The organism is Cystobacter fuscus, assembly GCF_002305875.1.
Taxonomy (GTDB): Bacteria; Myxococcota; Myxococcia; order Myxococcales; family Myxococcaceae; genus Cystobacter; species Cystobacter fuscus_A.
Map to the genome: position 1 here is coordinate 7,375,931 of NZ_CP022098.1, position 22,789 is coordinate 7,398,719.

The following is a 22,789-nucleotide window of genomic DNA, read 5'->3' on the forward strand; positions in this document are numbered from 1 at the left end:
TCCGGCGAGTGTTCACCGGAGCGCTCGAAGAGGGCAGGAGTGGGTCCACCTCAATCAGGACGGATCGGTGTGCCCCGGTTGCCGAGGTCGAGCATCAAACAATACAACCGTCGATCCTCGTCGAAGTCACCCTTTGTGAAGGTGTAGACGTTCTTAGGGTATTCGCACCTTCCGTCCGTGTCTTGCCACATGTCGCGGGCACAATTGGGGAACCCAGGCACCTCCACGCCAGGACACTGGGCGGAGGGATGGGCGGGCTGGTCATCATCGGACAGAAGCTGCCCTTTAACAACCTGGATGACCCCGAGCGTGAGGGGAACCAGCCATACGCACACGCCCATGGTGGCAAGAACCAAACGGGCATGGACTCCCAGGTCGAAGTGGATTCTGGCGAGCCATGTGAGTGGCTTGGTTAGCTCGGGACGCTCCGCCGAGGGCTTGCTGATCCCCACGGCCGCAGCCAAGATCGAGCCCATCAGGGCGAACAAACCTGACAGCAGAGGGAGATGTTCGGGCTTCATTTCTCCTCCTCACGAACGCGCCAACCCGACCGCTCAAGCAGATTGACCATCGGCGTCCGGTTCGCACTGTTGCTCAGCCCGATACGGAGCGTGGCGCTGAGCGTGGCGCCGCGGTACTGGGGGCCGACCCTTTCCGTTTCCCGGGGGATAACGGTCCAGTGAAGGACCACGATTTCGGAGGCTCTCGGGTTCTCCGCGAGCAGTCGCTCGATGTGCCTCCTCGCGCCATTCAGTAGATGCATGGCTCGCGTGGTCGCGAGAATCGAGTTCCGGTTCTCCGGCAGGTTCTTGAGCACGGGGTGGCCGTATCGAGAAGCCAACGCCAAGTACGTGGCATAGCGCGCCTCATTCAGCTTCATGTCATCCTGCCATGGAAGTCCATCCGCCCAACCCACTGCGGTGATGGACAGGTCGAGATAAATGACAGGTGCAATTTCCTGGATTTTCTTTACTTGAAGGATAAGCCCTATTGCACCCCTGAGGGATTCCAGGAATCCATTGAACCTCGTGCCCAAGCGCAGGTCACAGGTGGGCTCGGCCTCCCCGGGCTCTGCCCCGAGGCAGTTCATCTCGAAGGGGATAGGCTCTCTATCCTCAAGATACGCGACGAGGAGCTTGAGGCGGACCTCACGTGTCGTCTCTGATTCCGGAGCGGGGATGGGAGGCGTGTTTACCTGTGTGGAGCCGTCGCGCGACTCGCCGTGTGGCGCCGGCGAGCCACCACGAGAGCAATCCGCGAGCAGGAGCAGCAAGACGGTTAAGCCAATGGTGGGGGACTGTGACGGTGTCGTAGTTGTAGCTGGGAAGGTCCTTCTCCTTGGTATGCGCTTCTCGCACATCTGCATCGCACACCCTCCTGGACGAACCGGGTCGAACGACTGAGATCGTTCCGAGGCCCGCCATCTCCATTGAGGGTGCAAGAAGGCACGAGCAAATGCAATCGTTGGTACAAGTCGTTCTTTGAAGCCGTTGGAAGCGCCTGGGCACGTGTCCGTGCTCTCCTGCGGAACCCGTCACCGATTGTTCGGCTTGGCCGCCTGGGCAGGCCGCCTCTTAGAAGGACTTTGAAGTGACCCGTCGTTCCACTCACGAATGACGGCGATCGTCCCGTTGCCGATCGTCAGGCGTACCTTGAAATCCAACTTCTCCACGGACTTCTTGACTCCTCGACCGGGGATCATGGCAACGGTGCAGAGGCCCTTGAGTTGGGTATTGAGTGGTTTGATGATCTTGCTCTCTATTTCGCTGATGCTGTAGGGCTTGTCCGTGTCGCGAATGTCATTCAAGGCTTCGGCCAGGGTGCTGCCTTCGAGAGTGCTACTGTCCTTGTTCATGTTCCTGAAGAGCAGGTCGAGCGTCAGATACGCCTGCTTCAAGACGGGGCTATCCAATTTGACGGCTTGGTCATTGAGGAAAAGACTACCACCGCTCATGTGCTCGCCGTTCGGCTCAAAAGCCAGATCACATCTCTTCCTGTTTTTGATCCAGGCGCTGCGGCTGATGTAGCGGTCTAACCGGCGCTCTCCAGCCTTCCAAGAGTGGAGTACCAGAAGGGGTTCGCCATCCGGCGTGAGGTAGCGCCGACTGTCGAAGTCCTGCTCGACCCTGAGGGCGGTGCCTTGGGGGCTATAACCCTCACGTTCCGAGAACCAATGGCAGTTCACGGCCCCCGTCATGCCCGGATTGACTGCCTTCTGCACCTTTTGGAGGAGATAGGGCAGAGCGTGCCTGAGGCTACCACGCGCAGCCAGAATCAGGAGGCAGCCGGCACGTCCCGGTCCAACCAGCCGAACGCCGACCTTCTGGCGCAGCAGTCTTCGCGCATGACTGCGCAAAACATGGATAGGTTCATCGACGTAGCCCGAGGACAGCTCGAGTAGCCGGTAGAGATCCTGCGCACGGTCCACCTGTTTGACAAAATCGCGCAGCAAGTCCGCGGCGATACCTCCGTGCACCATCCGGCGGAGCGCATCGAAGGTCTTCATGGATTGCACCACGAGGAGATCCATCGCGCTGTTACCCGGCGTGGCCCCATCACCGGAGGAATCGAGTATCGCGAAGCGTGGGCATTCCCGCTCTGGTCTCCCGGCGAAGAAGCCACGGAGCTGGTCCATGGTTCTCCGATACTGCTCGTTCTGTTTGCGGAACAGATTGTCTCGTCGCGCGAGGAGCACTTCTTTCGAGTCTGCTTCCCTGCCGAGAAAGATCAACGCAGCGTCCAGTGAGGATGTCGGGTTGTGGAGATGGGTCTGGAGCGTCTCGTTGGCCCTCTCTAGCGCTTGCTCTTGGTCCTCCGGCGAGATCTCCGTGAGCCGGCGGCCCTCGGGCTTCAGAACGAAGGGGTCGGTGGTGGGGGACGAGGCATTACCCATGCAACGCCAGAAGACGACGGGTTCCGCCGAACGCACGAGGAGTGAGAACGTATGGTGTCCCTCAGGCTGGTACCCTGTTATCGACCATTCGAGTGCCCAGGCCAGTCCAAAGATGGACTTGTAGTGCCGGTCGCCATTGAGCTCCGCTGTATTGCTCTCGGTCAGAGCGTGCAGCGCGTCCGCTCCGATCTTCCCGTGATACACGTGGAGCGCGGCCGCGAGTGCCGTTGAGAGAGTTGCATCGGCCTGAAGGCCGCGATAGAAGGGAAACTCGGAGAGGACGTGGATGGAGACAGGTTTGTTGAACAGCCCTCCCGCATGATTTGCGAGTGTCTGCTGAAGCTGGCTCTGAAGGGTGTGGTGCTTGTCATCCGGCAATGTCGCGAATTTCTTTCGCTCCGGTTGGAAATGCCGCACGTATCCCAGTTCGATAGTATCCGACTCGCTCTCCCCCAGGCCGATGTACATCCGCAAGCCGAGCTTGCTCGTCAAGCCGAGGCCGCCGTAGCCCACGGCATACGGCGGTGACCACTCGATCGTCTGAGGGGCCGAGACGATCACCTTGCATTTGCAGATGAACTCGTTCTTCTCACGAGAGGGGATGGTGCAGGGATCGTCCATCTGAAACTGTGCGGTTTCCATAGGTAAGAGGCATCTTCCGTAAGGTCCTGTCTGGCGGCAAGCCAGTTTAGACTTGCCCCGGTTACGTGGCTCTCCCTCGCTTCGTATGGCTCAGGGGCGACGAATAGGATGTGGGATACGCAACCAGACAGGAGGGAGGAAGGCACTCACGCGGGGAAGAGTGGACACGGGGAGGCCAATTCACCAGCGCACGCATGACGCCGGCAACAACTCCCCGGGAGAGTAGCCGCTCGCCTCCGAAGAGCTCAAGAGGAAGCACTACGCTCGCTCTGCTGCTCACGTGCGTTGACGTTCCCGCCGAGGTGACGCTCGCCGTCACCCCGTGCGTCCCCTCCACAGGGCCTGTCCACGCCTGAAAGATGAAGCCGCCTTCTGGAAGCGGCTCTTGCTCCGCGCGAAGAAGCGCGCGAAGTCCTCTCGTGTCGGCTCAAAGCCGAGCTGCAGCGACTCCTCGGCCGAGCGGCCCTCCTCGTACCAGTGAGTTAAACTCGGATGGCACTCCTCCTATAAAGTATAAAGGGAAGAACGTCTCCGCTCGCCCCGCCCGCTCTTCTCGCGACTCTGAGCGGGGGCGCCAGACTACAGTGGCCGAGTACGGATCTACATGACGACCCACGGCGCCCCCTCCAGGGCCGCGCGCAGCCCCTCGACAGTCGTGTCCATTTTCTCGGCCACCGTGGGTGCATGCCACGATTCCGCGACCGTGCCTGTGGGATTCTTCGCCAGTCCCTCAACGACGATCCCAAACTGCCCAGGCCATTCCCGGCGAACCAGCTCTGCGGCATGCCCGAGAGGGTCCATGAAGCTGAAGCACGGCCAGAGCGGCAGTCGAATGGTGCTCATGTCGCAGTTGAAGAACCGGCAGCCATTGAGGCGGGCCTCTGAGAAGTCGCAGTCCTCGACCCCACCAGCCTTCTCCCTGTCGAACAGGTCCGCGCGGAAACCGAAGTCGTTTCCGCTGAAGCTGCCCTTGAAACGGCACCCCTTCAGCTTCATCGGTGCCCACGTCACGCCCTTCAACAGGCCCTTTGCCTGAATGGTGCAGTTGATGAATTGGCCGGACATGGGGACCAGCGAGCGCCCAGCTGCGCTGATCACGACGGTGCACTCACTCAGTGTGAGGTCGGGACCGAGCCAGTAAATCGGTCCCTTCGTCAGCTCAAACCGCTCGCCGATGATCTCTCGTTTCTCGTGGTGGATGTTGGGGGTCATGCAGGCCTCAGAAGAAGATCATGCGAAAGAAGGTGCTCGCCATCCGTCGCCCATGCAGCGCGAAGTTCGACTCCGTACCAGACATGATCTCGTAATGGTAACTCTGTCCGCCCGGGCCGGTGATGTCGACACCGCGGCTGTTCCATGACAGACCTGGGAATCGCGCCTGCATCTGAGTCTCCACCCACCGTCCCCGCGCCTGTCGCTCAAGAAGGTTCGCGCGGTACTCCTTCCCCGCCTTCAACATCCTGTCGATGGCGGCGCGCTCGTCCGGTGACAGCTCAGCTTGCGACCACTTCGCCGCCACCTCCTTAACGGCCGCCTGCAGCTCGTCGCCCAGCCGGTCATCCCCCGGAATGTCCCTGTAGCTCTTGCCTCGCGGGAGGTGCCACCGCTCGCCGTTGCCGAGAATGACCTGCTTGTTGCCGCCACGGTGCTGGATGGCCACGGTGCCCCCATGCCCTCGAGCAGCTCCCGAGCCTCCGCTCCTCGCCAGGACGTTGATGGCCACTGGCGCCTGCGGGGAGGTGAGGACGACGAGGGCGCGGCTCTGCTCCACCACGACCTCCACCGCGGCCGCCTCCTCCATGGCCACCGCTACCGAGCCCTCCATGCCCTGGGCCGCCCACTGCACCTGCACCTGGTTGAACCTCGGCAGCGAGCGCAGGTGCGTCGCCACCTCTCCCAGAGTCCGTCCGGTGAGAGTGGCCACCGCGAGAATGAGGGCCCGAGCCGCGTCCGTTCCCATCCGCTTGCCGAAGGCCTCGCCGGCGTCGCGCAGCTCCTCGAACGTGGTGGCCTCGTGCGCCGCGTGCGCCATGCGGGCCCACCCGTCCAGGAGGCCCCACAGGGCGTCCACCCCCAACCAGGCCAGCAGCACCACCGACAGCGCGGCGGCCGCTGCCTTGGTGCTCGGCTCGGGTAGCAGCCAGAGGGCCAGGTACAGGCCCGCGGCCCACACCAGGGAGGAGAGCAGCGCCTGAGGGCTGAGCTCGCGTCCGAGGGCCGCTCGCGTCTCGTCCAGCACTCCGCCGAAGGCCAGGGCGAGCGCCAGGGTGCGCCTGTCGTCGGTGCGCAGGTAGGGTCCATCCGTGAAGAGGCCCAGGCAGTCCCCGCCGCCGCGTGGCTGGCACCACCGCAGGTACTTCGCCTTGAGCGCTGCCTCGGCCTCGGGGACGAGCGAACCCTTGTCTGTGAGGGGCACCAGCGTGAGGACCTTGTCCCGGTACACCTCGGCGAGCAGTTCTTCCTCGGGCATGGCCTGGAGCAGCCCCTGGGCGGCCTCCTGGGGCGTCCCGTGCACCTGGTGGTGCTGGAGGAGTTGCGCCACCGCGCGCTGGTACTCCTCCCGCGTGACGGCCACCACCCGTGTGCTGCCGCGCGCCTCCACCTCGGCCGCGTACACAACCAGCACCGGCTGCAGCTCCCTCGGCGCCGCTCTCGCCTCGCTCTCCGCGGCCTCGTCACCTGCCCGGCCGCCCCCAGCCCTCCTGCTCGCCGCGGGCCCCTGCGACGCGCAGGCCGCATGGAAAATCAGGACAATGAGCCAGAGGGCCCCGGTCGGCGCCCACGGTGGAGAGCCCCGCCGCCGAGCTTCGACCTGCGTACCGCTGCCCTCCCCCGCCCCAGGACTTCGGTGCTGCTCCGCCATGAACATTGGCCATCCCCCAGGTGTAGCAGCCCTAGAGAATAGGATGCGGGATGCCCAACCCAACAGGGGGAGCGGGGCAGCACACGCCCCGAGTCTCAGCCACCGCTACTGGCGGCCCCTAGCCCGGATAATTCACCAGGGCAGAGGAGAAGGAGGGTGGTTGCGGGCGTAACGCCCTGAATTAGCTTGGGTTTGCCCAGAACTCAGGTCGACTCAGAAGCGCCCGCCCGCATGACACACTGTACTCCAGCCGTCCTCCACTTCCATCCCACTCTTCCGGTTCACATCACGTGCGACGCACCGCACACCTCCAGCGATGGCGGGGCCCTGTTGCTGAGGCTGATGGACGAGCGGTTGGGGCTCACGCAGAAGCTGGCCGCCTGCATTCCTGACGCACGCGACCCGGCGCGAGTGGTGCACTCGCGTCTGGAGCAGGTGCGCCAGCGCGTCTACCAGATGGCCCTGGGCTACGAAGACTGCAACGACGCGCACACCCTGCGCCATGACCCAGCCCTCCAGGTAGCGTGCGACGTGGTGCCGCACAGCGGCTCGCCCCTGTCCTCGCAGCCCACGCTCTGCCGCCTGGAGAACGCCGTGGACGGGCGCGGCGTGCGCAAGCTGCTGGGCGTACTGGAGCAGCATTACCTCGACTCCTTCACCTCGCCCCCCGAGGTGGTGGTGCTCGACATCGACAGCACGGACGACCCCACGCACGGCCAGCAGCAGCTCTCGCTCTTCCACGGCTTCTACGACACCCACATGTACCACCCGCTGCTGGTGTTCGACGGCACCACGGGCCAGCTCGTCACCGCCATTCCGCGGCCGGGCACCGCCCACGCCGCACGAGGAGCCGCCGGAGTGCTGCGCCGGCTCATTGTCGCGCTCAAGCAGCGCTACCCCAACGTACGCATTGTGGTGCGCGGGGACTCGGGCTTCGCCATGCCGCGGGTGCTGCGAACGCTCGAGGAGCTCAACGAGCAACTGGGCGACATCGACTACCTGCTGGGACTGGCGCGCAATCCCGTCCTCCAGCGCACGGGTGAAACCGTCATGGCCGCCGCCAACGAGCAGTACGCGGCGGGCCGCCCCTACGTGCGCCACTTCGGCGCTTTCTCTTACGCGGCGCAGTCCTGGCCTCACGAGCGCCACGTGGTGATGAAGGCCGAGGTGAGCGCCAAGGGAGAAAACCCTCGCTTCGTCGTCACCTCGCTGCACGGCTTCCCGCCCGAGCTGCTCTACGACGCCTACTGCGAGCGCGGGCAGTGCGAGAATTACATAATCATGGCCCTGGCCGGCTCGCTGAGCTGGGCGCCCTCGTGAGCTGACGCGCGGTGTACACCCCGCTGCTCCTGCTTCGACCACCTGGCCGACACGGCCGAGGTGCGCCTGGTGCTGCGCGCGAATCACTGGCATCCAACCCCACGGATTTCTCTCCCCTTTGCCAACCTGACTGCCGCTCACCTGACAGATAGGGGCAACGAGCCAGATCGTGCCCCTGTGTCCCGCGCACGGCCGCTTCGCGGCTCCCCGCCAAGCCCTGGTGAATAATCCGGGCTAGAGGTGGGGCCCCCCCTCGTTGGTCCCCGGACACCGCCACAACCGACCCAGGGCCAAGGTAGGGGCCAATGGCCCCCACTCCTGTCCATCTCCGTAGGGCATGCCTAACGGCCATCCGCGTGGTGGCCTCAGTCTCTGTCGAGCGCACCCCCGAGGAGAAGTCATGGTGCGAGCCCTGGTACGAGGATGCAGCGAAAAGCTGACGCCGGTAGTCCAGTCCACGGCATGTGGCGACCGCACGTGTCCTTCGGGGACATGAGTCCACGTGACGAAAGAGAAAGAACACCGTCGCAGGGCGAGCAGAGGTGCCTCCGCGGGCAGCGGACTGCGCGGAGTCAGTCATTCAAGAGCGGGAGGGGCAGATGTTTTGGAGCGCCTCTCCCGCGCCCAAGCAGAGGCATTAACTCCCCCCAGAGACGCTTGCTCGCCATTCCTGGGGAACTCGCCCCTACACACCTTGAAAGGGATGGCTCTTAGCGCTTCTTGCCGGCCCCGCGCTTGCCACCCGCCTTCTTGTCGCTCTCCTTCCAGACACGGGCCATCCAGTCCTCGAGCTCGTCCACCTCGCGGGGAATGGCCTCGGAGAGGTTGCGCATGCCGCGCGCGGTGACCACGACGTCGTCCTCGATGCGCACGCCGATGCCGCGGTACTTCGCCGGCACGGTCAGGTCATCGTTCTGGAAGTACAGGCCGGGCTCCACGGTGAGCACCATGCCGGGCTGGAGCTTGCCGTACTTGTAGGCCTCCTGCCGCGCCTGCGCGCAGTCATGCACGTCCAGCCCGAGCATGTGGCTGATGTTGTGCAGCGAGTAGCGCTTGTAGAACTGGTTCTCGTCCTTGAGCGCCTCCTCGGCGGAGGTGGGCAGGATGCGCAGGCGCTCCAGTCCATGCGCGAGCACCCGCATCGCCACGCGGTTGGGTTCCATGAAGTCGACGCCCGGTTTGATGGCCTTGAACGCCGCCTTCTGGGCCTCGGACACCAGGTTGTAGATCTCCCGCTGTTCCTTGGTGAAGCGGCCACTGATGGGCATCGTGCGGGTGATGTCCGCGGTGTAGAGCGAGTGGCCCTCCACGCCCGCGTCCAGCAGCAGCAGTTCTCCGGGCTCGAGCTTCCCGTCATTGCGCGTCCAGTGGAGGACGCAGGCGTGCTGGCCCGAGGCGGCGATGGTGCCGTAGCCCACGTCGTTGCCCTCTTCCCGGGCGCGCAGGTTGAAGATGCCCTCCACCGTGCGCTCGCTCTGGGCGGAGCGGAGCGAGCGGATGACGTCCTCGAAGCCCCGGTGCGTGGAAGCGATGGCCGCGGACAGCTCGCGCAGCTCCTGCGCGTCCTTGAGGAGCCGCATCTCGGAGAGCGCCGTGGCGAGCGCCCGATCCCTCTCGGTCTGCTCGGGCAGCACACCGTCCACCTTCGAGGAGAAGCCCCGGAGCACGCGCCAGGGATGGATCGCCGCGCCACGCAGGGCGCCCAGCCGCGCGGGCAGCTCGGGCAGCCCCCGGCACTCCTCGACGCCGAAGCGGACCTTGCTCTGCTCCACGCCCAGCCGGGGGCCGACCCACAGCTCGCCCTTGACGCGATCCGTGAAGAAGGTGGGATCGCTCCGGCCGGGGTTGGGCTCCACGAACAGGATGTCCGTATGTCCGCCGCCCGCCTTGGGCTCCATCACCAGCACGCAGTCCGGCTCCAGGTTGCCCGTCAGGTAGTAGAAGTCGCTGCCGGGACGGAAGCGGTAGGTGGTGTCGTTGGCGCGCACCTTCTCGTGCCCGGTGGGAATGACGAGCGTCTCCCCGGGGAACAGCTTGGACAGGGCCCGGCGCCGCGCCAGGAAGGACTCCGCGTGCTTGAGACGGGGCGGCATCTTCGTGGAGGCCGGCTTCCAGTCCTTCATCATGAAGTCCAGCAGCGCCGGCGGGGGCGTGCTGTCGTAGCTGTTCTGCTTCGGCGGGGACGCCGGCTGCTGGGGCTCGGACGTCACGGGCTGTTCGAGGGCGAGCGGTTTGTCTTGCATGGTTGGTCTCCTGAACAATCGGGTGGAGTGCTTCGAATCCCCGGAGCACTCAGGGCTCCGGACAGTGGGCTCCCGTGTCGATCCACGCCTGGAGGAGTTCCCCAAAGGCCCGCTGCGTGCCGGGCACCGCCTGGAGCCCGGGCCCCGGGTTCCACCCCCAGGCGACCAGCACGTCCTCGGCCATGTGGTGGTGCAGCCGCGCCAGGTCCTTGCCGCCGTTGCGCGCCGGATCCTTGAGCTGCGCGCAGATGGAGCCCAGGGATCTGCCCACCCACGCCATCTCCGCCGGAGCCAGGGCCCACTTGGGGTTGCCGGGGACGCCGCGCAGCGTCTCGCCCACCACGGGGAGGTTGGCCGCTTGATGGCACGTCGAGCAGGGCAGTCCCGGAGGGCCATGGCCCCCCGCCCCACCGGACACCACGGGCAGGTGGCGCCGCTGCTCCAGCCCCTGGCGCGGCACGCCGTCCGCCGGGTGACAGTTGGTGCACCGCGGATGGGTGATGACCCGGCCGGCCTCGGTGAAGAGCGCGATGGAACGGGCCTGGGGATCGGCGATGGTGGAGAAGTCCGACACGGGCCGGAGCGGCGGGAGGATTTCCTCCTCGCGTCCGGTGCGCGGGGCCGGCTCCGGGGGAGGCGGTGGCCGCGCGGCGTTCTTGCACCCCACGAGCAGCACGGTGGCCGCGATCAACGCCCGAAGCATGGCGGGGAGGACTCGCATGCGGCGCGAGCCTGTCACAGGCCCGGAGTCGCGGCCAGGGCCGAAGCGCTCAGTCCCGGCAGCAGGCGATGGCCCCGTCCTGCGAGCGGAAGAAGGCCGTGGTCAGCTCCCGCCCCACCCAGCCGCACAGCACCTCGTAGGTGCGCCGCCGGGCGCCGCCCACGCGCGCCGCCTCGCGGCTGAGCGTCTCCGGGTGCCGGATGAAGACGTTGTAGCCGAGGATGAAGCCATCCGAGCGCAGCACGGTGATGCCGTCGGTGGCCATCATCCCGCGCAGCAGTTGCGCCATGGCGCTCACCGCCGAGGCGGACTCCACCTCCGGCGCCTCGTGGTAGCGCATCACCCGCGCCACCATGTCGATGGGCGAGTCCAGCAGCACGCCGTCCACGAAGAGCGGCAGGGCCGAGCCCCCCTTGGGCAGCACCGCCACCAGCGTGCCGTGCGAGGCCTGCATGGCCTCGAAGAGCACGCGCCGATAGAAGTCGCGCGTGAGGCCACGCGCCGGCTCGCGCACGTCCGCCGTCAGCCCCAGCGCCAGCTCGTCCATGGCCACCGTGGGCAGCAGGTTCTCCGCCCGCGCGCCCGACAGGAACACGTGCCGCGTGAGTCCACCCAGCGCGCGCAGCTCGACGACGTTCTCCGCCAGTTGCAGCACCCCCACCATGCGCGAGGAGCCATCGCCCGCGCGCCGCATGCGCTCCAGCGGCGTCTCCACCAGCGGCGAGGGCTCGGTGCGGAAGATGCCGTAGCGGAAGCCCTCGGGCACGAGCAGCAGGTACAGCGACCACCAGCGTCCCTGGCAGAGCGGCGCGCACTGCTTGAGCGCCCGCTGCACCGTCTCGCGCGTGCGGGGACCGGTTCCCACCGCCACCGGATCCTTGCCGTTGAGCACCCGCATCATCCCGTCCAGGTCGTCCCCCAGGAACGCCACCGGGAAGAGCGGCTCGCCCTCCTCCCGGTAGCGCGACAGCGTCACGAGCAGCTCGCTGAGGGGCTCGCCCACCTGCGCGGAGCCCAGTCCGGCCTCGGTGAGGAAGGAAGAGATCGCCTCCGACAGCAGGTGGCGGAAGGACAGCACCGTCGAGGCACCCGGATCCACGGGACCCAGGTTCGTCCGGGGGCCCGGAACATTCGACTCATCGTCTGAAGCCAGGAAGAGCATGGAGAGACACCGCGGCGACCGGCCAGGGCCTGGAATGAAGTATCCATCCTTCAGGCCCTTCGCGCTCCCTCCGAATTTCACGGGCCCGCGCGATGCCGGCAAGCCCTCCAGGCATCCGGGCACTCCGGATGATGGAGGGGCGACACTCCCGCCTCTCACCAGGGGTCAGAGGTGGAGGCGCTCGAGGATGCCGGCGGCGGCCTCGGCGTGGCCCGCGTCCCTCAGACGGGCCGTGGCCCAGGTCACCGCCCGTGCCATGTCCTGCACGGCGACATAAGGCGTGGGCATGGGCATGACGTGGAAGACGGTGCTCATCGTCAGCCGGATGAGGGGCGAGGTGATGATGAACGCGCAGCCGAGCAGCAGCTCGCGCATGGGCCGCTCGTGTTGCCGCATCCACTCGAACTGGCGCTGGCGCTGGCGCACCGTGGGCAGGGAGAGCCGCGCCGTGTCGAGCACACTGACGTACGGCTCGCCGCGCCGCAGGTAGAGCGACCCCTGGAGGAGGTACTCCTCGTAGGCCTCGTCCGAGACCTGCCCCTCGAAGCGGGACACGAGCAGCGGCCAGAGCGAGTCGTCGAAGACGATGGACGCGGCCATACCCCCTACGCACCTGGCTCCGAGAAGCGGCGGCCACCCCTGTTCCTCGCGACCACGACGCAGCGCGTGAACGTCATGCCGCCTACCCTATCCCCAACGCCTACCCGCCAGAAGCCACGGCGCGAGCGAGGCACCTCGAAGGGCGAGGAGACGAACCGCCGCCGCCCACCTTCCCCGAGCGGGTGCCCGACCTCGGAAATCTGATTCCTCGAGGAGACTCCGCCGCTGGCCCTCCAGGGCAACCCGCTTCTCCGCGCGCGCCGCGCGCTACGCGAACGTGACACGAGGCCACCCGTCCCGAAGCGCCACTGTCTTCCACCCGCATGACACTCACGGGCACAGTGGGTGCATACCCCGCGTGTGCGGCGGACGAGCCGCATCACGAGGTGGGCACGAGATGAGACGTGGATTGGGGTGGGGCGCGAGGTGGATGGGCGGAGTGGCGGCGGTGGCGTTGTTGACCCACTGCGGTACGGGAGGGGACAGCGGGCAGGCGGAGGCCCGGAGCGAGGCGCCCGCCTCGCGGGTGGAACAGGCCCTGGTCACGACGTTGACCCTCGCGCCGAGCGCGGATGCGGTCGCGCGACGGGACGCGCCCGAGCAGAACTTCGGAAGCGGGGAAACGCTGAGCGTGGACCAGTCTCCCCAGGAGGAAGGATTTCTGCGCTTCAACGTCACCGGGGTGTCGGGCACGGTGACCCACGCGAGGTTGCGCCTGTACGTCACGGATAGCACCACGGACGGACCGCGGCTCTACGGCACGCGCAACTGGGACTGGCAGGACTCGACGCTCACCTGGAACCGGTCGCCGCTCGCCTCCGAGCAGGATCTGCTGGACGACAAGGCGGCGCTCACCAGTGGAACCTGGGCGGACTTCGACGTGTCGGCCACGGTGCATGGCAATGGCGACTACACCTTCATCCTGAAGGCCACCTCGGCGGATGGCGTGGGCTTCGCCTCGCGCGAGAACAGCCGGGCGGATCGACGGCCCCAGCTCGTGCTCACGGTGGACTCCGAGCCCAACTGCCTGCCGCGCGTCTACACGAAGACCCGCACCGAGGGGGCGTACGGGGATACCTACGTGTCCGAGGCCCAGCCCACCCAGCGCTTCGGCGACGAGCCCGCGCTGCTCGTGGACTCGAGCCCCACGCGGTACGAGTCGCACCTGTTCTTCTCCAACTCGGGCATCTACGACCTCGACGCGTGGAACGTGAAGCGGGCCACGGTGCGGCTGTACGCCACGAACGGCACCAACAATGGCCCGCGGATCCACGCCACGCAGGGGGGCTGGACCTGGCCGGACTATGACTTCGATTGGAACACCCGGCCGACCCTCGTGGGCCCGCCGTTGGCGGATCTCGGTGCCATCACCGCCAACACCTGGGTGGAGGCGGACGTCACGAGCGACGTGGTCAACAAGCGGGGTGCCTTCTTCTTCGGGCTCCAATCGGATTCGGATGATGGGGTGGACTTCGTGTCGTCGAACGCGGCGGCGGCCGAGCGGCATCCCCAACTGCGCGTCGAGCTGGAGTCGGGCCCCTATTGCACCTACCGGGGCACGGCCGGGGGCCGCACGGGCTTCACCCGGCACTACGGCGGAGCGGGCGACGAGCGGCTGATCGCGCTGAGCGCCGACTCCCATGGCGGTTTCGTGGCGGCGGGCCGCTTTGGTGACGCGCCCTTCCCGGATGGAACGGGCTTCGCCCTCGCGCGCTACGACGCGGCGGGCACGGCCCTGTGGACCCGGCAGGTGACCACCGCGAACGTCCGCCCCCAGTCGCTCACGGTCACGCCCGAGGGCAACATCCTCGTGGTGGGCATCTACGCCGGCTCGCCCGACCTCGGCACGGGTGCGCTGCCCGAGGTGCCCTTCCAGTGGGGCGCGGGAACATTCATCGCGAAGTTCTCTCCCTCCGGCCAACCCGTGTGGAGCCACGGCTTCGTCGCCACCTACTTCTACGTCCCGGATCAGGAACTCCAGTACTGGCCCATCCAGGCGGAGGCGGTGGCCACCGATGCCCAGGGCAGCCTCATCGTCGTGGGCAACTTCCATGGAGAGGTGGATTTCGGAGGCGGCGTGCTCTTCGCGGGTCGCAACAGCGTCTACAGCGAGGATGCCTACCCGGGCAGCTTCATCGCGAAGTTCGACTGGCAGGGCCAGCATGTCTGGTCTCGTGCCACGGAGGGGGCTCCTTCCGAGCCCACTGCGAAGACCCGGGCGGTGAGCACCGACGCGGCGGGCAATGTCTTCGTGGCGGGCCGGGCCAACTCCGGCGCGGACCTCGGTGATGGGCAGCCGATCGCCTGGAGCGCGCCCTACCTCGCGAAGTACGACGGCGCCACGGGCTCGCTCCAGTGGAAGCGGGTGTTCCAGGACCCCTCCAGGGTCTTCGGCGAGGTCATCGCCGTCCGGCCGCTGCACAATGGCGACGTGGCCTTCGCCGCCAACCTGGGCGCCACCTTCACCTTCGGGGGCGGGACGTACACCGGAGGCGCTCCGTGGGATCAGGGCTACCCGGGAAACGTCAATGGCTTCACGGGCACGCTGAGCGCCACGGGCGGCGACAAGGCCCTGCGCGACCTCAAGGAGACCCGGCTCCAGGGCCTCGTCGCGGCGAGCGATGACACCTACACGGTCTCGGGTTTTGGCACCAATGTCGACCTGGGTGGCGGTGTCGTGGGTCCGGACATGCGCGTCGCGAACTCGGCCTTCGTGGCGCGCTACACCGCGACGGGCGCGCACCTCTGGTCCCGCTCGCTCGAGCAGCAGTTCACGGGGGACTACTACGGGCCCCGGATGCTGCTGGCTCCGACGCCCGGAAGAGACGTGTTGATCGGCGGAGACTTCGCCCAGCCGTTCCAGCACGACGGGGTGACGTACACGCCGCGCGGAGCCTCCGACCTGTTCTACCTGCGGCTCACTCCCTAGTTCCGGGTGACGGGGAGACGCGAGGGCGTCTCCCCGTGGCCTCTTTCGAAGTCCAGCTACCCTCGGGTGATGTACCGCCCGAGGGCGTGCTCCAGGATCCGCTCCGTGACCACCGGCTCGGCCTCGAAGCGCTGGCGCAGCCAGGCCTGGACAAGCTCGGCCACATCGAACTCGCACTCCTCATTGGCGAGATCGCCCTTGAGGGATCCATCCCAGATTGGCTGGGGAATGGAGACCTCGAACAGCACGGTGAGCCCGTTGAGAAGCTCCGAGGGAATGTAGAGCGGGATACGGAGATGAGGCCTCGACTCCGTGGCGTCGTGGGGCGCCAGACGGAGGCCATCCAACAACCCCTCGAGATGCGTTCCCGCGTGAGCCCTGTGCAGGTTCACCCAGGACACCAGGCGGCTCCCCGGCTCCTGGCACCACTGGAGCACGAGCCGGACCCGGGTCGTGCCCCGGTGACCCTCGAAGCACCAGGGGGCGTGCAGAGGGAGCGCGGGCGCGGAGAGCCGCGCGCAGTAGTCACCGAGCCCCTGCTCGAAACGGTATCGCTCCTCCCGCTGAAGCACGGCGTCGCGCAAGCGGTACGTCACGCGAGGGAACAAGGCGGCCAGCTCCTCCATCCGCCCCGAGAGCGGCAAACTGGAGAAGCGGGTGTGTGCGAAGAGGGAGCGATCCGGGATGAAACCCTGGCGGCGATGGTTCCCGCGTGCAGCAAGCTCAGCGGTAAGCGATGGAGACCGTAGGTTTCTAGGTCTCCGATGAACATGGCGGGCCGTTGGCGTATGAAGGCGACGAATTCGGTCAAGGTGTGTTCCCCTCTCCGCGAGATTGACCCAGGCACCCAACGAAAACACGTTCTGCGTGAAACCACCCCGCCCCTGGAACTCGACGACATTCTCCGCCAGTTGCCCACGCCCACCATATTTTGAATCGGAAGGAGTACCGGCGTGGCGGAACAATAAACCTCTCTGACACCCCGCCGCCTGCCTGCTCTGGACAATCATGGACTTCGTGGGAAACAATTCTTACCAGTCGCCAACTCCGGCGTACACTCTCAAAAGAGAACGCATAAAGTGTCCTATTACTTTCCAACCATGCGGCCAACCCATACCGCCCTGGTGTTGACTTGTCTTGTGTCCGGCCTTCTTGCATCGGGCTCAGCACACGCCCAGGCAGTATCGCAGTTGGTCATCCTGGGTGTTGATGTGGATTACGCGAGTTCAACGCTCTACATCAACGGCGAAAACTTCACCAATGGCGCAAGCCCAGCCATCAAGCTGGCAGGAGTTCCCGTCCCTCTTCTCTCCACCAAGGACACTGAGATCGCCGCCTCACTGCCAGCGACCTTCCTGGGCGCCGTGGGGTCATACCTCCTGACCCTATCAACAGGCACTCTTCCGATTCAGAACGATGTCCTCGTTGTCACCCTGGGGGCATCAGGACCCCGAGGGCCCATAGGCCCCCAGGGGCCCAAGGGTGATACGGGCGCAGCGGGTCCCCAGGGGCCCAAGGGTGATACGGGCGCAGCGGGTCCCCAGGGGCCCAAGGGTGACACGGGCGCAGCAGGTCCCCAGGGGCCCAAGGGTGACACGGGCGCAGCGGGTCCCCAAGGGCCCAAGGGTGATACGGGCGCAGCGGGTCCCCAGGGGCCCAAGGGTGACACGGGTCCTCAAGGGCCCGTTGGGCCTCCGGGCCAATCGGGGATTATTACCGCCATCTACACGGCTCAACAGACTGGCGAGGTCCGAGTGACCGGGCTTAAGTGGACCTCCGTGCCTGGCACGACCATCAACTTCGTCCTGCCTCAAAGATCAACGGTCGACCTGGACGCCAATGGTTCGATTAATGGCATTGCAGGCAACCAAGGTAATGCCACTCACTGCGGCTTTCGCTTTTTTGTAGACAATGTTTCCTATGGAGAGCCTGCTTGGGGCGATGTGATCGTGGGATGTGGGACTGACAGCTCCTCCGCTGCGGGTTGGTGGTGTCCGTGGAGCATGCGCCGAACACTTCAGTTGGACGCCGGAAGTCACGCCGTCACCGTTCAACAGACGGGCTGGTCTGGCGCAACAGCCGGTTGTTTGAGTTCCTCCGCGGACTACTCGGCCACACGCCTTCGTGCCACCATTCGCTGAGTTGAGCAGGGAATGACGAACTGAAACGTCAGGACGACAGCAATCACCGTCAGTCGAACCCGCCAACTGCGAACCAAGCGCCTTCGTTCACAGCCAGCGGGGGTGGTCAGTCCGAGTCCTGATTCAGGACTCGGTTCACCCCCCGCTCGAAGTCCAGCAGGGCGCGTTTGAGCTTGAGCCCGCCCGCGTAGCCCGTGAGCGCGAGGCTGGAACCATTTACCCGGTGGCACGGCACCACGAGCGCGCTCGGGTGAGGCTGCGGATGCGCTGCAACCCCGTGCTCAGGCCGCTGTCCCCAATGGGGACACAATCGGCGAAGCCCAGGCCGCGCATCATCGCGTAGCGCGCGGTCCAGGGCCCGCAGCCCCTGAGTTCGAGCAGCCGCTCCTACGCGGCCCGGGCCGAGCCCGCGATAAGCTCCTCAAACGGCAGCGTCCCTTCCGCGACGGCCCGCGCAGCACCAGCAGGTACTCGGCCTTCGAGCACTAGAAGCACCGGGACGTGGCGTGCCAACGTCCAGCGCTGCGACCTCGGCGACGGTCGGATGCGCGCACATTCCGTCCGAGCCCTCGATGGGCCATCCGCCAGCTTGATCAGTTCCCGCCGCAGCGAGGTCGCGATGCCCAGGTTGATCTGCTGACCGATAATGGCCCAGGCCAGCGCATGGAAGGGCGCGGGAGCGAGCGGGACACGTAGTCCGCGCGACCCTCCACGAGACGGGCGACCTGCTCATCGCGTCCGGTCCGAGCCTCCAGTCCAGCGGCATCCGTGCCCAGGCCCAGCATCCGCACGGCGGGCTCGTTTGCTGCGGCCATCGTCTCGGGACGGTGGCGCCACGCAGCTGAATTCGAGTCCCATTCCCGAGATTCAAGGAGTAGCGGGCTCGTGCGCCCGCGCGACGGCCACCACTTCCTGTCCCGGCACCGCCATCACCCGCCGCGACCAGGTGGGATGCTGGGGGCAGCTCACGCGCACCTCCAGCTCCCGGCCCGCCTCGATGGACAGGGAGACCGGCGTCGTTCCCGGCGCCATGCGGCCGTCCACCTCGACGAGACAGCCCGTGGGCTCGCTCACCTTCAACGTGCCCTGGCTGCCCGGCACGGGCTGGGTCTCGGTGAGGGTGTGCACGTCGAGGACGTCCTCGCGCACCGCGAGGCCGAAGCGGCGCAGGCGGCCCTCCACCGAGGTGGAGATGATGCGCTGGCGCACCTCCGTCGGATCGAGCGTCTGGGGATCCTCCACCCGCAGACCGGCGACGTAGAGCTGCTCCCCGGGCTCCCGATTGAGCACCTCGACGCTCGCTCCCGAGCGGCTCGCGGCCACGACCACGCCCACCGCGATCAGGCTCAGCAGTCCGATGACACCGGCCACGACCCAACGCGTGGGGATGGCGCGAGAGGCCGCTGGCACCACCTCCGCCGAGGGGGGCGGGGCCGGCGAGACCTTGGGCGGAGCGGCCGGAGGAACGACCGGAGGAGCCGCCGGGGCCGGCGAGACCGGAGGCTGAGCGGCCGGGGTGGCGGGCGGAACAGGCGCCGCCAGGACGGCGGACAGGGCTGTCCCGGCGGGCGGGGGAACCATGGGGGTCTCCCCAGTGGAGCCCCTCAGGATGGGCGAGGGTCCGGTCCAGTTCGGGCTTTTCAAGGCCGTTCCGGGGGGCGGAGGCTCCATGGGGGTCTCCCCGGTGGACCCCTTCAAGATGGGCGAGGGTCCGGTCCGGGTCGGGCTGTTCGAGGCCGACACCACGGCGGGGAACGAGCCGGTGGCGGGCGAGATGGGGCCGAACTCCGCGAGCCGATCCCCCAGCGTGTTGAGGAAGAACCGGGCCACTTCCGCGGGGGAGGAGTGCAGGCCGAGGCGGACCATGACCGCCTCGATCTCCTCGCGCAGGGCGGCGGCCGAGGGCGTGCGGCGCATGCGATCCTTCTCCAGGGTGCGCAGGATGATCTCCGACACGTCCTGGGGAATCTCCGGCTTGAGCTGCGAGGGCACGGGGGCGGGGTCGCGCACGATGGAGCTGAGCGTGGCCGCGTCGTGGTCGCGCTTGAAGGGGAGCTGGCCGGTGAGCAGCTCGAAGAAGACCACGCCGAGCGAGAACACGTCGTTGCGCGCGTCCAGGGGCCGGCCGGCGGCGGCCTCCGGGGAGATGTAGGAAATCTTCCCCTTGACCACGCCCGAGCGGGCCACCTCCTCGCCCTGCACCTTGGCGATGCCGAAGTCGCCCAGCTTGATGGCGCCATCGAGCGACACGAGGATGTTGTGGGGGCTGACGTCGCAGTGCACCACGGGGTGGGACACGCCGGCGGGATCCACGTAGCTGTGGGCGTAGTGCAAGCCGGCGGCCGTCTCGGAGATGATGCGCAGCGCGTGCTCGAGCGGCAGGGAGATGCCCTTGCGCTTCATCTCCGTCATGAGCCGCTTGAGGTCCGGCCCGCGCACGTACTCCATGAGGATGTACGCCACGCCCTCGGACATGCCCATGTCGAACGTCTGCACGACGTTGGGGTGGGTGAGGCGAGCGTTGGCGCGGGCCTCGGCGAAGAGCATGTCGACGAAGTCGGTGTTCTCCGCGTACTGGGACAGCACCTTCTTCATCACCACGTACTTCTCGAAGCCCTTCACCCCCACCTGGCGGGCGAGGAACACCTCGGCCATGCCGCCCTGCCCCAGCCGCCGCAGCACGCGCAGCCGGGTGGCGCCGATGTCGTTGTTGAGGTCCGAAGTGCTTTCCCTGCCCTCGTTCTCCGAGGGCTCGGTGTTCGTGGAGAAGAGGTACTGGCTGAGGGCGCGCGGCTCGAGCGCCTCGATGTCCTCCAGGCGCGTCTCCACCAGGGGGGTCTGGCTGAGCAGCTGCACGAGCTGGGGGATGGCGGGCAGGCGCGCGGTGCCGCCGCACACGGGGCACTCGCGCTCGGGGCTGGCGTTGGCGAGCAGCCGGGCGAGGTACTCGGAGGCCAGGGTGCGCTGGGGGTTCTCGTTGCCGCAGTGGCGGCACTCGCTGGGAAGCCACAGGGTGTTGATGCGCGCGGCGGACGGTCGGCTGAAGCGCGCGAGGGCCGTGAGCGCGGGCGGCGTGACGCGGCAGAGCACCACCTGGGCGCCGCGCGAGGCGGTGTCGAGCACCTGCTCCAGCTTGGGGATGGCGTCGGGCTCCACGCGCGAGACGTGGGAGAAGTCGAAGGCGACGCGCCCCTCCAGGCCCGTGGCCAGCCGCCGCACGTTCAGGTCCCCCGTCAGCTCGCTGGCCAGGGTGATGTAGGTGATGTCGTCCTGGACGATCTTCAGGTGGGTGGTGAGCGGCACGGGGGCGCTGGGCATGATGGCGCGCAGGTAGCGCATCACCAGCGGGTCCACCGTGCCGAACTGCTGGCGCCGGGCGTGGTCGAAGAACTCGCTCGGCAGGTCCGCGAACTCCAGCTTGCCGGCGCATACCGGGCAGGTGTGCACGGGGGCGCGGCCCTCGGCGATCACCGCCGCCTCGGCCTGCAGATCCACCAGCCGCAGCCGATCCTCGCCACAGGCGCGGCACAGGTAGGGGGCCAGCACGGACAGCACCCGCGCCACGCCGGCGAAGCCCTCCACCATGTTGAGCTGATCCACCATCACCGGGGGCGTGTTCACCAGATAGAGCGACAGGGCCCCGGGGGGCAGCTTGCTGGTGAACTCGATCCACTTGCTGACGCCAAAGGAGCTGATGCGCTCCACCTGGCCCAGATCGAGGACGATGAAGCCGACGAGATCCCTGATCTTCGAGGTCAGCGGGAACGTCTCATCGATGACGCCCGCGATGCGGACGTGGTGGATGGTGCCCACTCGCACGCGGTTGATCGTGGCACTGCAGCCCTGCGTCTCCACCAGCCCAACTCCTCGCGAGTCCAGAACATCCCATCCGGCGCGGGGGCACGCGCACGGCGTCATCCCGTCATGGGGAACCTGGGGACTGTAGCGTATTTTCCCCGGCGCGTGAGGCCGGACCGGACCTGGGCGGGAGGGACCCGGGGCGGATCCAGGGAAGTGCTTGACGCCTCCGCCGCACCTCGTTCTCGGGCGGCGTCCCCCACCACGCCCCCGTGGGCTTCCAGCAGACCTGGCGAGCAGGCATCCCCACCGGGGGGACCCCGCCGCGGAACACGCGTGGTGCGGGCCGGGCCGGTGCCGCGTTGCGGCATGTTTCCCAGAGGGAGACACGTGGTTCACGAGGCAGATTCCGGAGCCCCTTTGGGGTATAGGGGGCGCGTTCTCCTTCCATGAACCGAGAGACGCACGTGTCCAAACCCCGCCTGATCAACCGCGAAGAGGAAGCGCTCCCGCTCGACCGGGAGCTGCTGGTCCGGATTCATGACCTGATGGTGAAGGCGCGCGTGCTCGAGGAGCGCCTCATCCAGATGTACAAGCAGGGGCACGGCTACTTCTGGATTGGTGGCCCCGGCGAGGAGGCCTTCAACGTGCCGCTGGGCCTGCTGATGAAGAAGGGCCAGGGCCCGGCCTACGACTACCTGCACGCGCACTACCGGCAGTCGGCCACGATGCTGGCGCTGGGCGAGGAGCCCCTCGGCTCCTTGCGGCAGATGAAGAACACGGCGTCGGACCCGTACTCGGGAGGCCGCAACTTCGCGGGCCACTACTCCAAGCGCGAGTGGAACATCGCCCCGGTCTCCTCGCCCATCGAGGTGCAGTACGCGATGGCGCCGGGCACGGCCCTGGCGCAGAAGCGCCACGGGGGCGAGGGCATCACCATCGTCACCGGCGGAGACGCGGGCACGGCCGAGGGGGATTTCGCCTCGTGCCTGGTGTGGAGCTCGCGCCCGGGCATGGAGCTGCCCGTGCTCATCATCGTCACCAACAACAAGTGGGGCATCTCCACGCCGGCCAACACCCAGCACGGCGAGACGCACATCGCCGAGCGCGGCAAGGCCTTCAACATCCGTACCCGGACGATCGACGGCAATGATCCGATCGTCGCCTACCAGGAGCTCAAGGAGGCCATGGAGTACGTGCGCCGCGAGCGCAAGCCCTTCCTCCTGGAGGCCATGGTGTCGCGCCTGTACGGCCACTCGTCGGCGTCGGGGGCGAACATGGTGGGCGGCGAGCTGGACTGCCTGACGCGCTTCGAGGAGCACCTGGAGAAGAAGGGCGTGCTCAAGCGGGCGGACATGGACGCGCTGCGCGGCCGCTACACCGAGGACATCGCCGCCCTGGCCCGCCAGGTGCGCGAGGAGCCGCTGCCGGGCCCCGAGACCATCTGGAACCACATCTTCGCGGAGAGGAAGTAACC

General features: G+C 67.0%; 15 protein-coding genes. 3 read left to right on the plus strand and 12 right to left on the minus strand.

Features of this window, described 5'->3' with window-relative positions; genetic code table 11:
- Nucleotides 1-50 precede the first annotated feature (50 nt).
- From CYFUS_RS29850 to CYFUS_RS29870, 5 genes are all read right to left on the minus strand, one after another.
- Nucleotides 51-521, minus strand: a complete 471-nt coding sequence (locus tag CYFUS_RS29850; RefSeq protein WP_095988320.1) for a hypothetical protein — start codon at nt 519-521, stop codon at nt 51-53.
- Entirely contained in the window at nt 518-1,366 is an 849-nt protein-coding gene (locus tag CYFUS_RS29855) for a hypothetical protein (RefSeq protein ID WP_095988321.1), read from the minus strand. Before CYFUS_RS29855 ends, CYFUS_RS29850 begins: the two co-directional genes overlap by 4 nt.
- A 168-nt stretch (nt 1,367-1,534) precedes the next feature.
- Complete coding sequence (locus CYFUS_RS29860) at nt 1,535-3,535, minus strand: hypothetical protein (RefSeq protein WP_095988322.1); 2,001 nt, start codon at nt 3,533-3,535, stop codon at nt 1,535-1,537.
- Between the two features lie 600 nt (nt 3,536-4,135).
- Nucleotides 4,136-4,747 carry a hypothetical protein gene (locus tag CYFUS_RS29865; protein WP_095988323.1) on the minus strand — a complete coding sequence of 204 codons (612 nt, stop codon included), beginning with the start codon at nt 4,745-4,747 and terminating at the stop codon, nt 4,136-4,138.
- 7 nt (nt 4,748-4,754) lie between these two features.
- Entirely contained in the window at nt 4,755-6,161 is a 1,407-nt protein-coding gene (locus CYFUS_RS29870; RefSeq protein ID WP_095988324.1) for a hypothetical protein, read from the minus strand.
- A 468-nt stretch (nt 6,162-6,629) separates the two neighbouring features.
- Between CYFUS_RS29870 and CYFUS_RS29875 the strand changes: the two genes are divergently transcribed.
- Nucleotides 6,630-7,718: an IS1380 family transposase gene (locus tag CYFUS_RS29875; RefSeq protein WP_095988325.1), complete on the plus strand. Its 1,089-nt coding sequence runs from the start codon at nt 6,630-6,632 to the stop codon at nt 7,716-7,718.
- A 710-nt stretch (nt 7,719-8,428) separates the two neighbouring features.
- Here the strand turns inward: CYFUS_RS29875 and CYFUS_RS29880 are convergent.
- The 4 genes from CYFUS_RS29880 to CYFUS_RS29895 all read right to left on the minus strand — a co-directional run bounded on the left by CYFUS_RS29880 (nt 8,429) and on the right by CYFUS_RS29895 (nt 12,444).
- Nucleotides 8,429-9,961, minus strand: a complete 1,533-nt coding sequence (locus CYFUS_RS29880) for an aminopeptidase P family protein (protein WP_095988326.1) — start codon at nt 9,959-9,961, stop codon at nt 8,429-8,431.
- 49 nt (nt 9,962-10,010) lie between these two features.
- Nucleotides 10,011-10,682 carry an Isoquinoline 1-oxidoreductase subunit gene (locus tag CYFUS_RS29885; RefSeq protein ID WP_095988327.1) on the minus strand — a complete coding sequence of 224 codons (672 nt, stop codon included), beginning with the start codon at nt 10,680-10,682 and terminating at the stop codon, nt 10,011-10,013.
- A 49-nt stretch (nt 10,683-10,731) separates the two neighbouring features.
- Nucleotides 10,732-11,844, minus strand: coding sequence for a hypothetical protein (locus CYFUS_RS29890; protein WP_095992312.1), 1,113 nt, complete (start codon nt 11,842-11,844; stop codon nt 10,732-10,734).
- A 165-nt stretch (nt 11,845-12,009) separates the two neighbouring features.
- Nucleotides 12,010-12,444, minus strand: a complete 435-nt coding sequence (locus tag CYFUS_RS29895; protein WP_095988328.1) for a hypothetical protein — start codon at nt 12,442-12,444, stop codon at nt 12,010-12,012.
- 397 nt (nt 12,445-12,841) lie between these two features.
- Here CYFUS_RS29895 and CYFUS_RS29900 point away from each other — a divergent pair, with 397 nt between their 5' ends.
- Nucleotides 12,842-15,373: a DUF7594 domain-containing protein gene (locus CYFUS_RS29900; protein ID WP_157758746.1), complete on the plus strand. Its 2,532-nt coding sequence runs from the start codon at nt 12,842-12,844 to the stop codon at nt 15,371-15,373.
- A gap of 56 nt (nt 15,374-15,429) precedes the next feature.
- On the opposite strand, the gene CYFUS_RS51050 is transcribed toward CYFUS_RS29900, so the two are convergent.
- The 3 genes from CYFUS_RS51050 to CYFUS_RS29920 all read right to left on the minus strand — a co-directional run bounded on the left by CYFUS_RS51050 (nt 15,430) and on the right by CYFUS_RS29920 (nt 21,369).
- Nucleotides 15,430-15,981: a hypothetical protein gene (locus CYFUS_RS51050; RefSeq protein WP_157758747.1), complete on the minus strand. Its 552-nt coding sequence runs from the start codon at nt 15,979-15,981 to the stop codon at nt 15,430-15,432.
- Between the two features lie 1,639 nt (nt 15,982-17,620).
- Nucleotides 17,621-17,824, minus strand: a complete 204-nt coding sequence (locus CYFUS_RS54075; protein WP_269770162.1) for an MGMT family protein — start codon at nt 17,822-17,824, stop codon at nt 17,621-17,623.
- A gap of 557 nt (nt 17,825-18,381) precedes the next feature.
- Nucleotides 18,382-21,369: a serine/threonine-protein kinase gene (locus tag CYFUS_RS29920; protein WP_095988332.1), complete on the minus strand. Its 2,988-nt coding sequence runs from the start codon at nt 21,367-21,369 to the stop codon at nt 18,382-18,384.
- Between the two features lie 410 nt (nt 21,370-21,779).
- On the opposite strand from CYFUS_RS29920, the gene CYFUS_RS29925 reads away from it, so the two are divergent.
- The gene (locus tag CYFUS_RS29925) at nt 21,780-22,787 is read left to right on the plus strand and encodes a thiamine pyrophosphate-dependent dehydrogenase E1 component subunit alpha (protein WP_095992313.1); all 1,008 of its coding nucleotides are present in this window, start codon (nt 21,780-21,782) and stop codon (nt 22,785-22,787) included.
- Nucleotides 22,788-22,789: the final 2 nt, after the last annotated feature.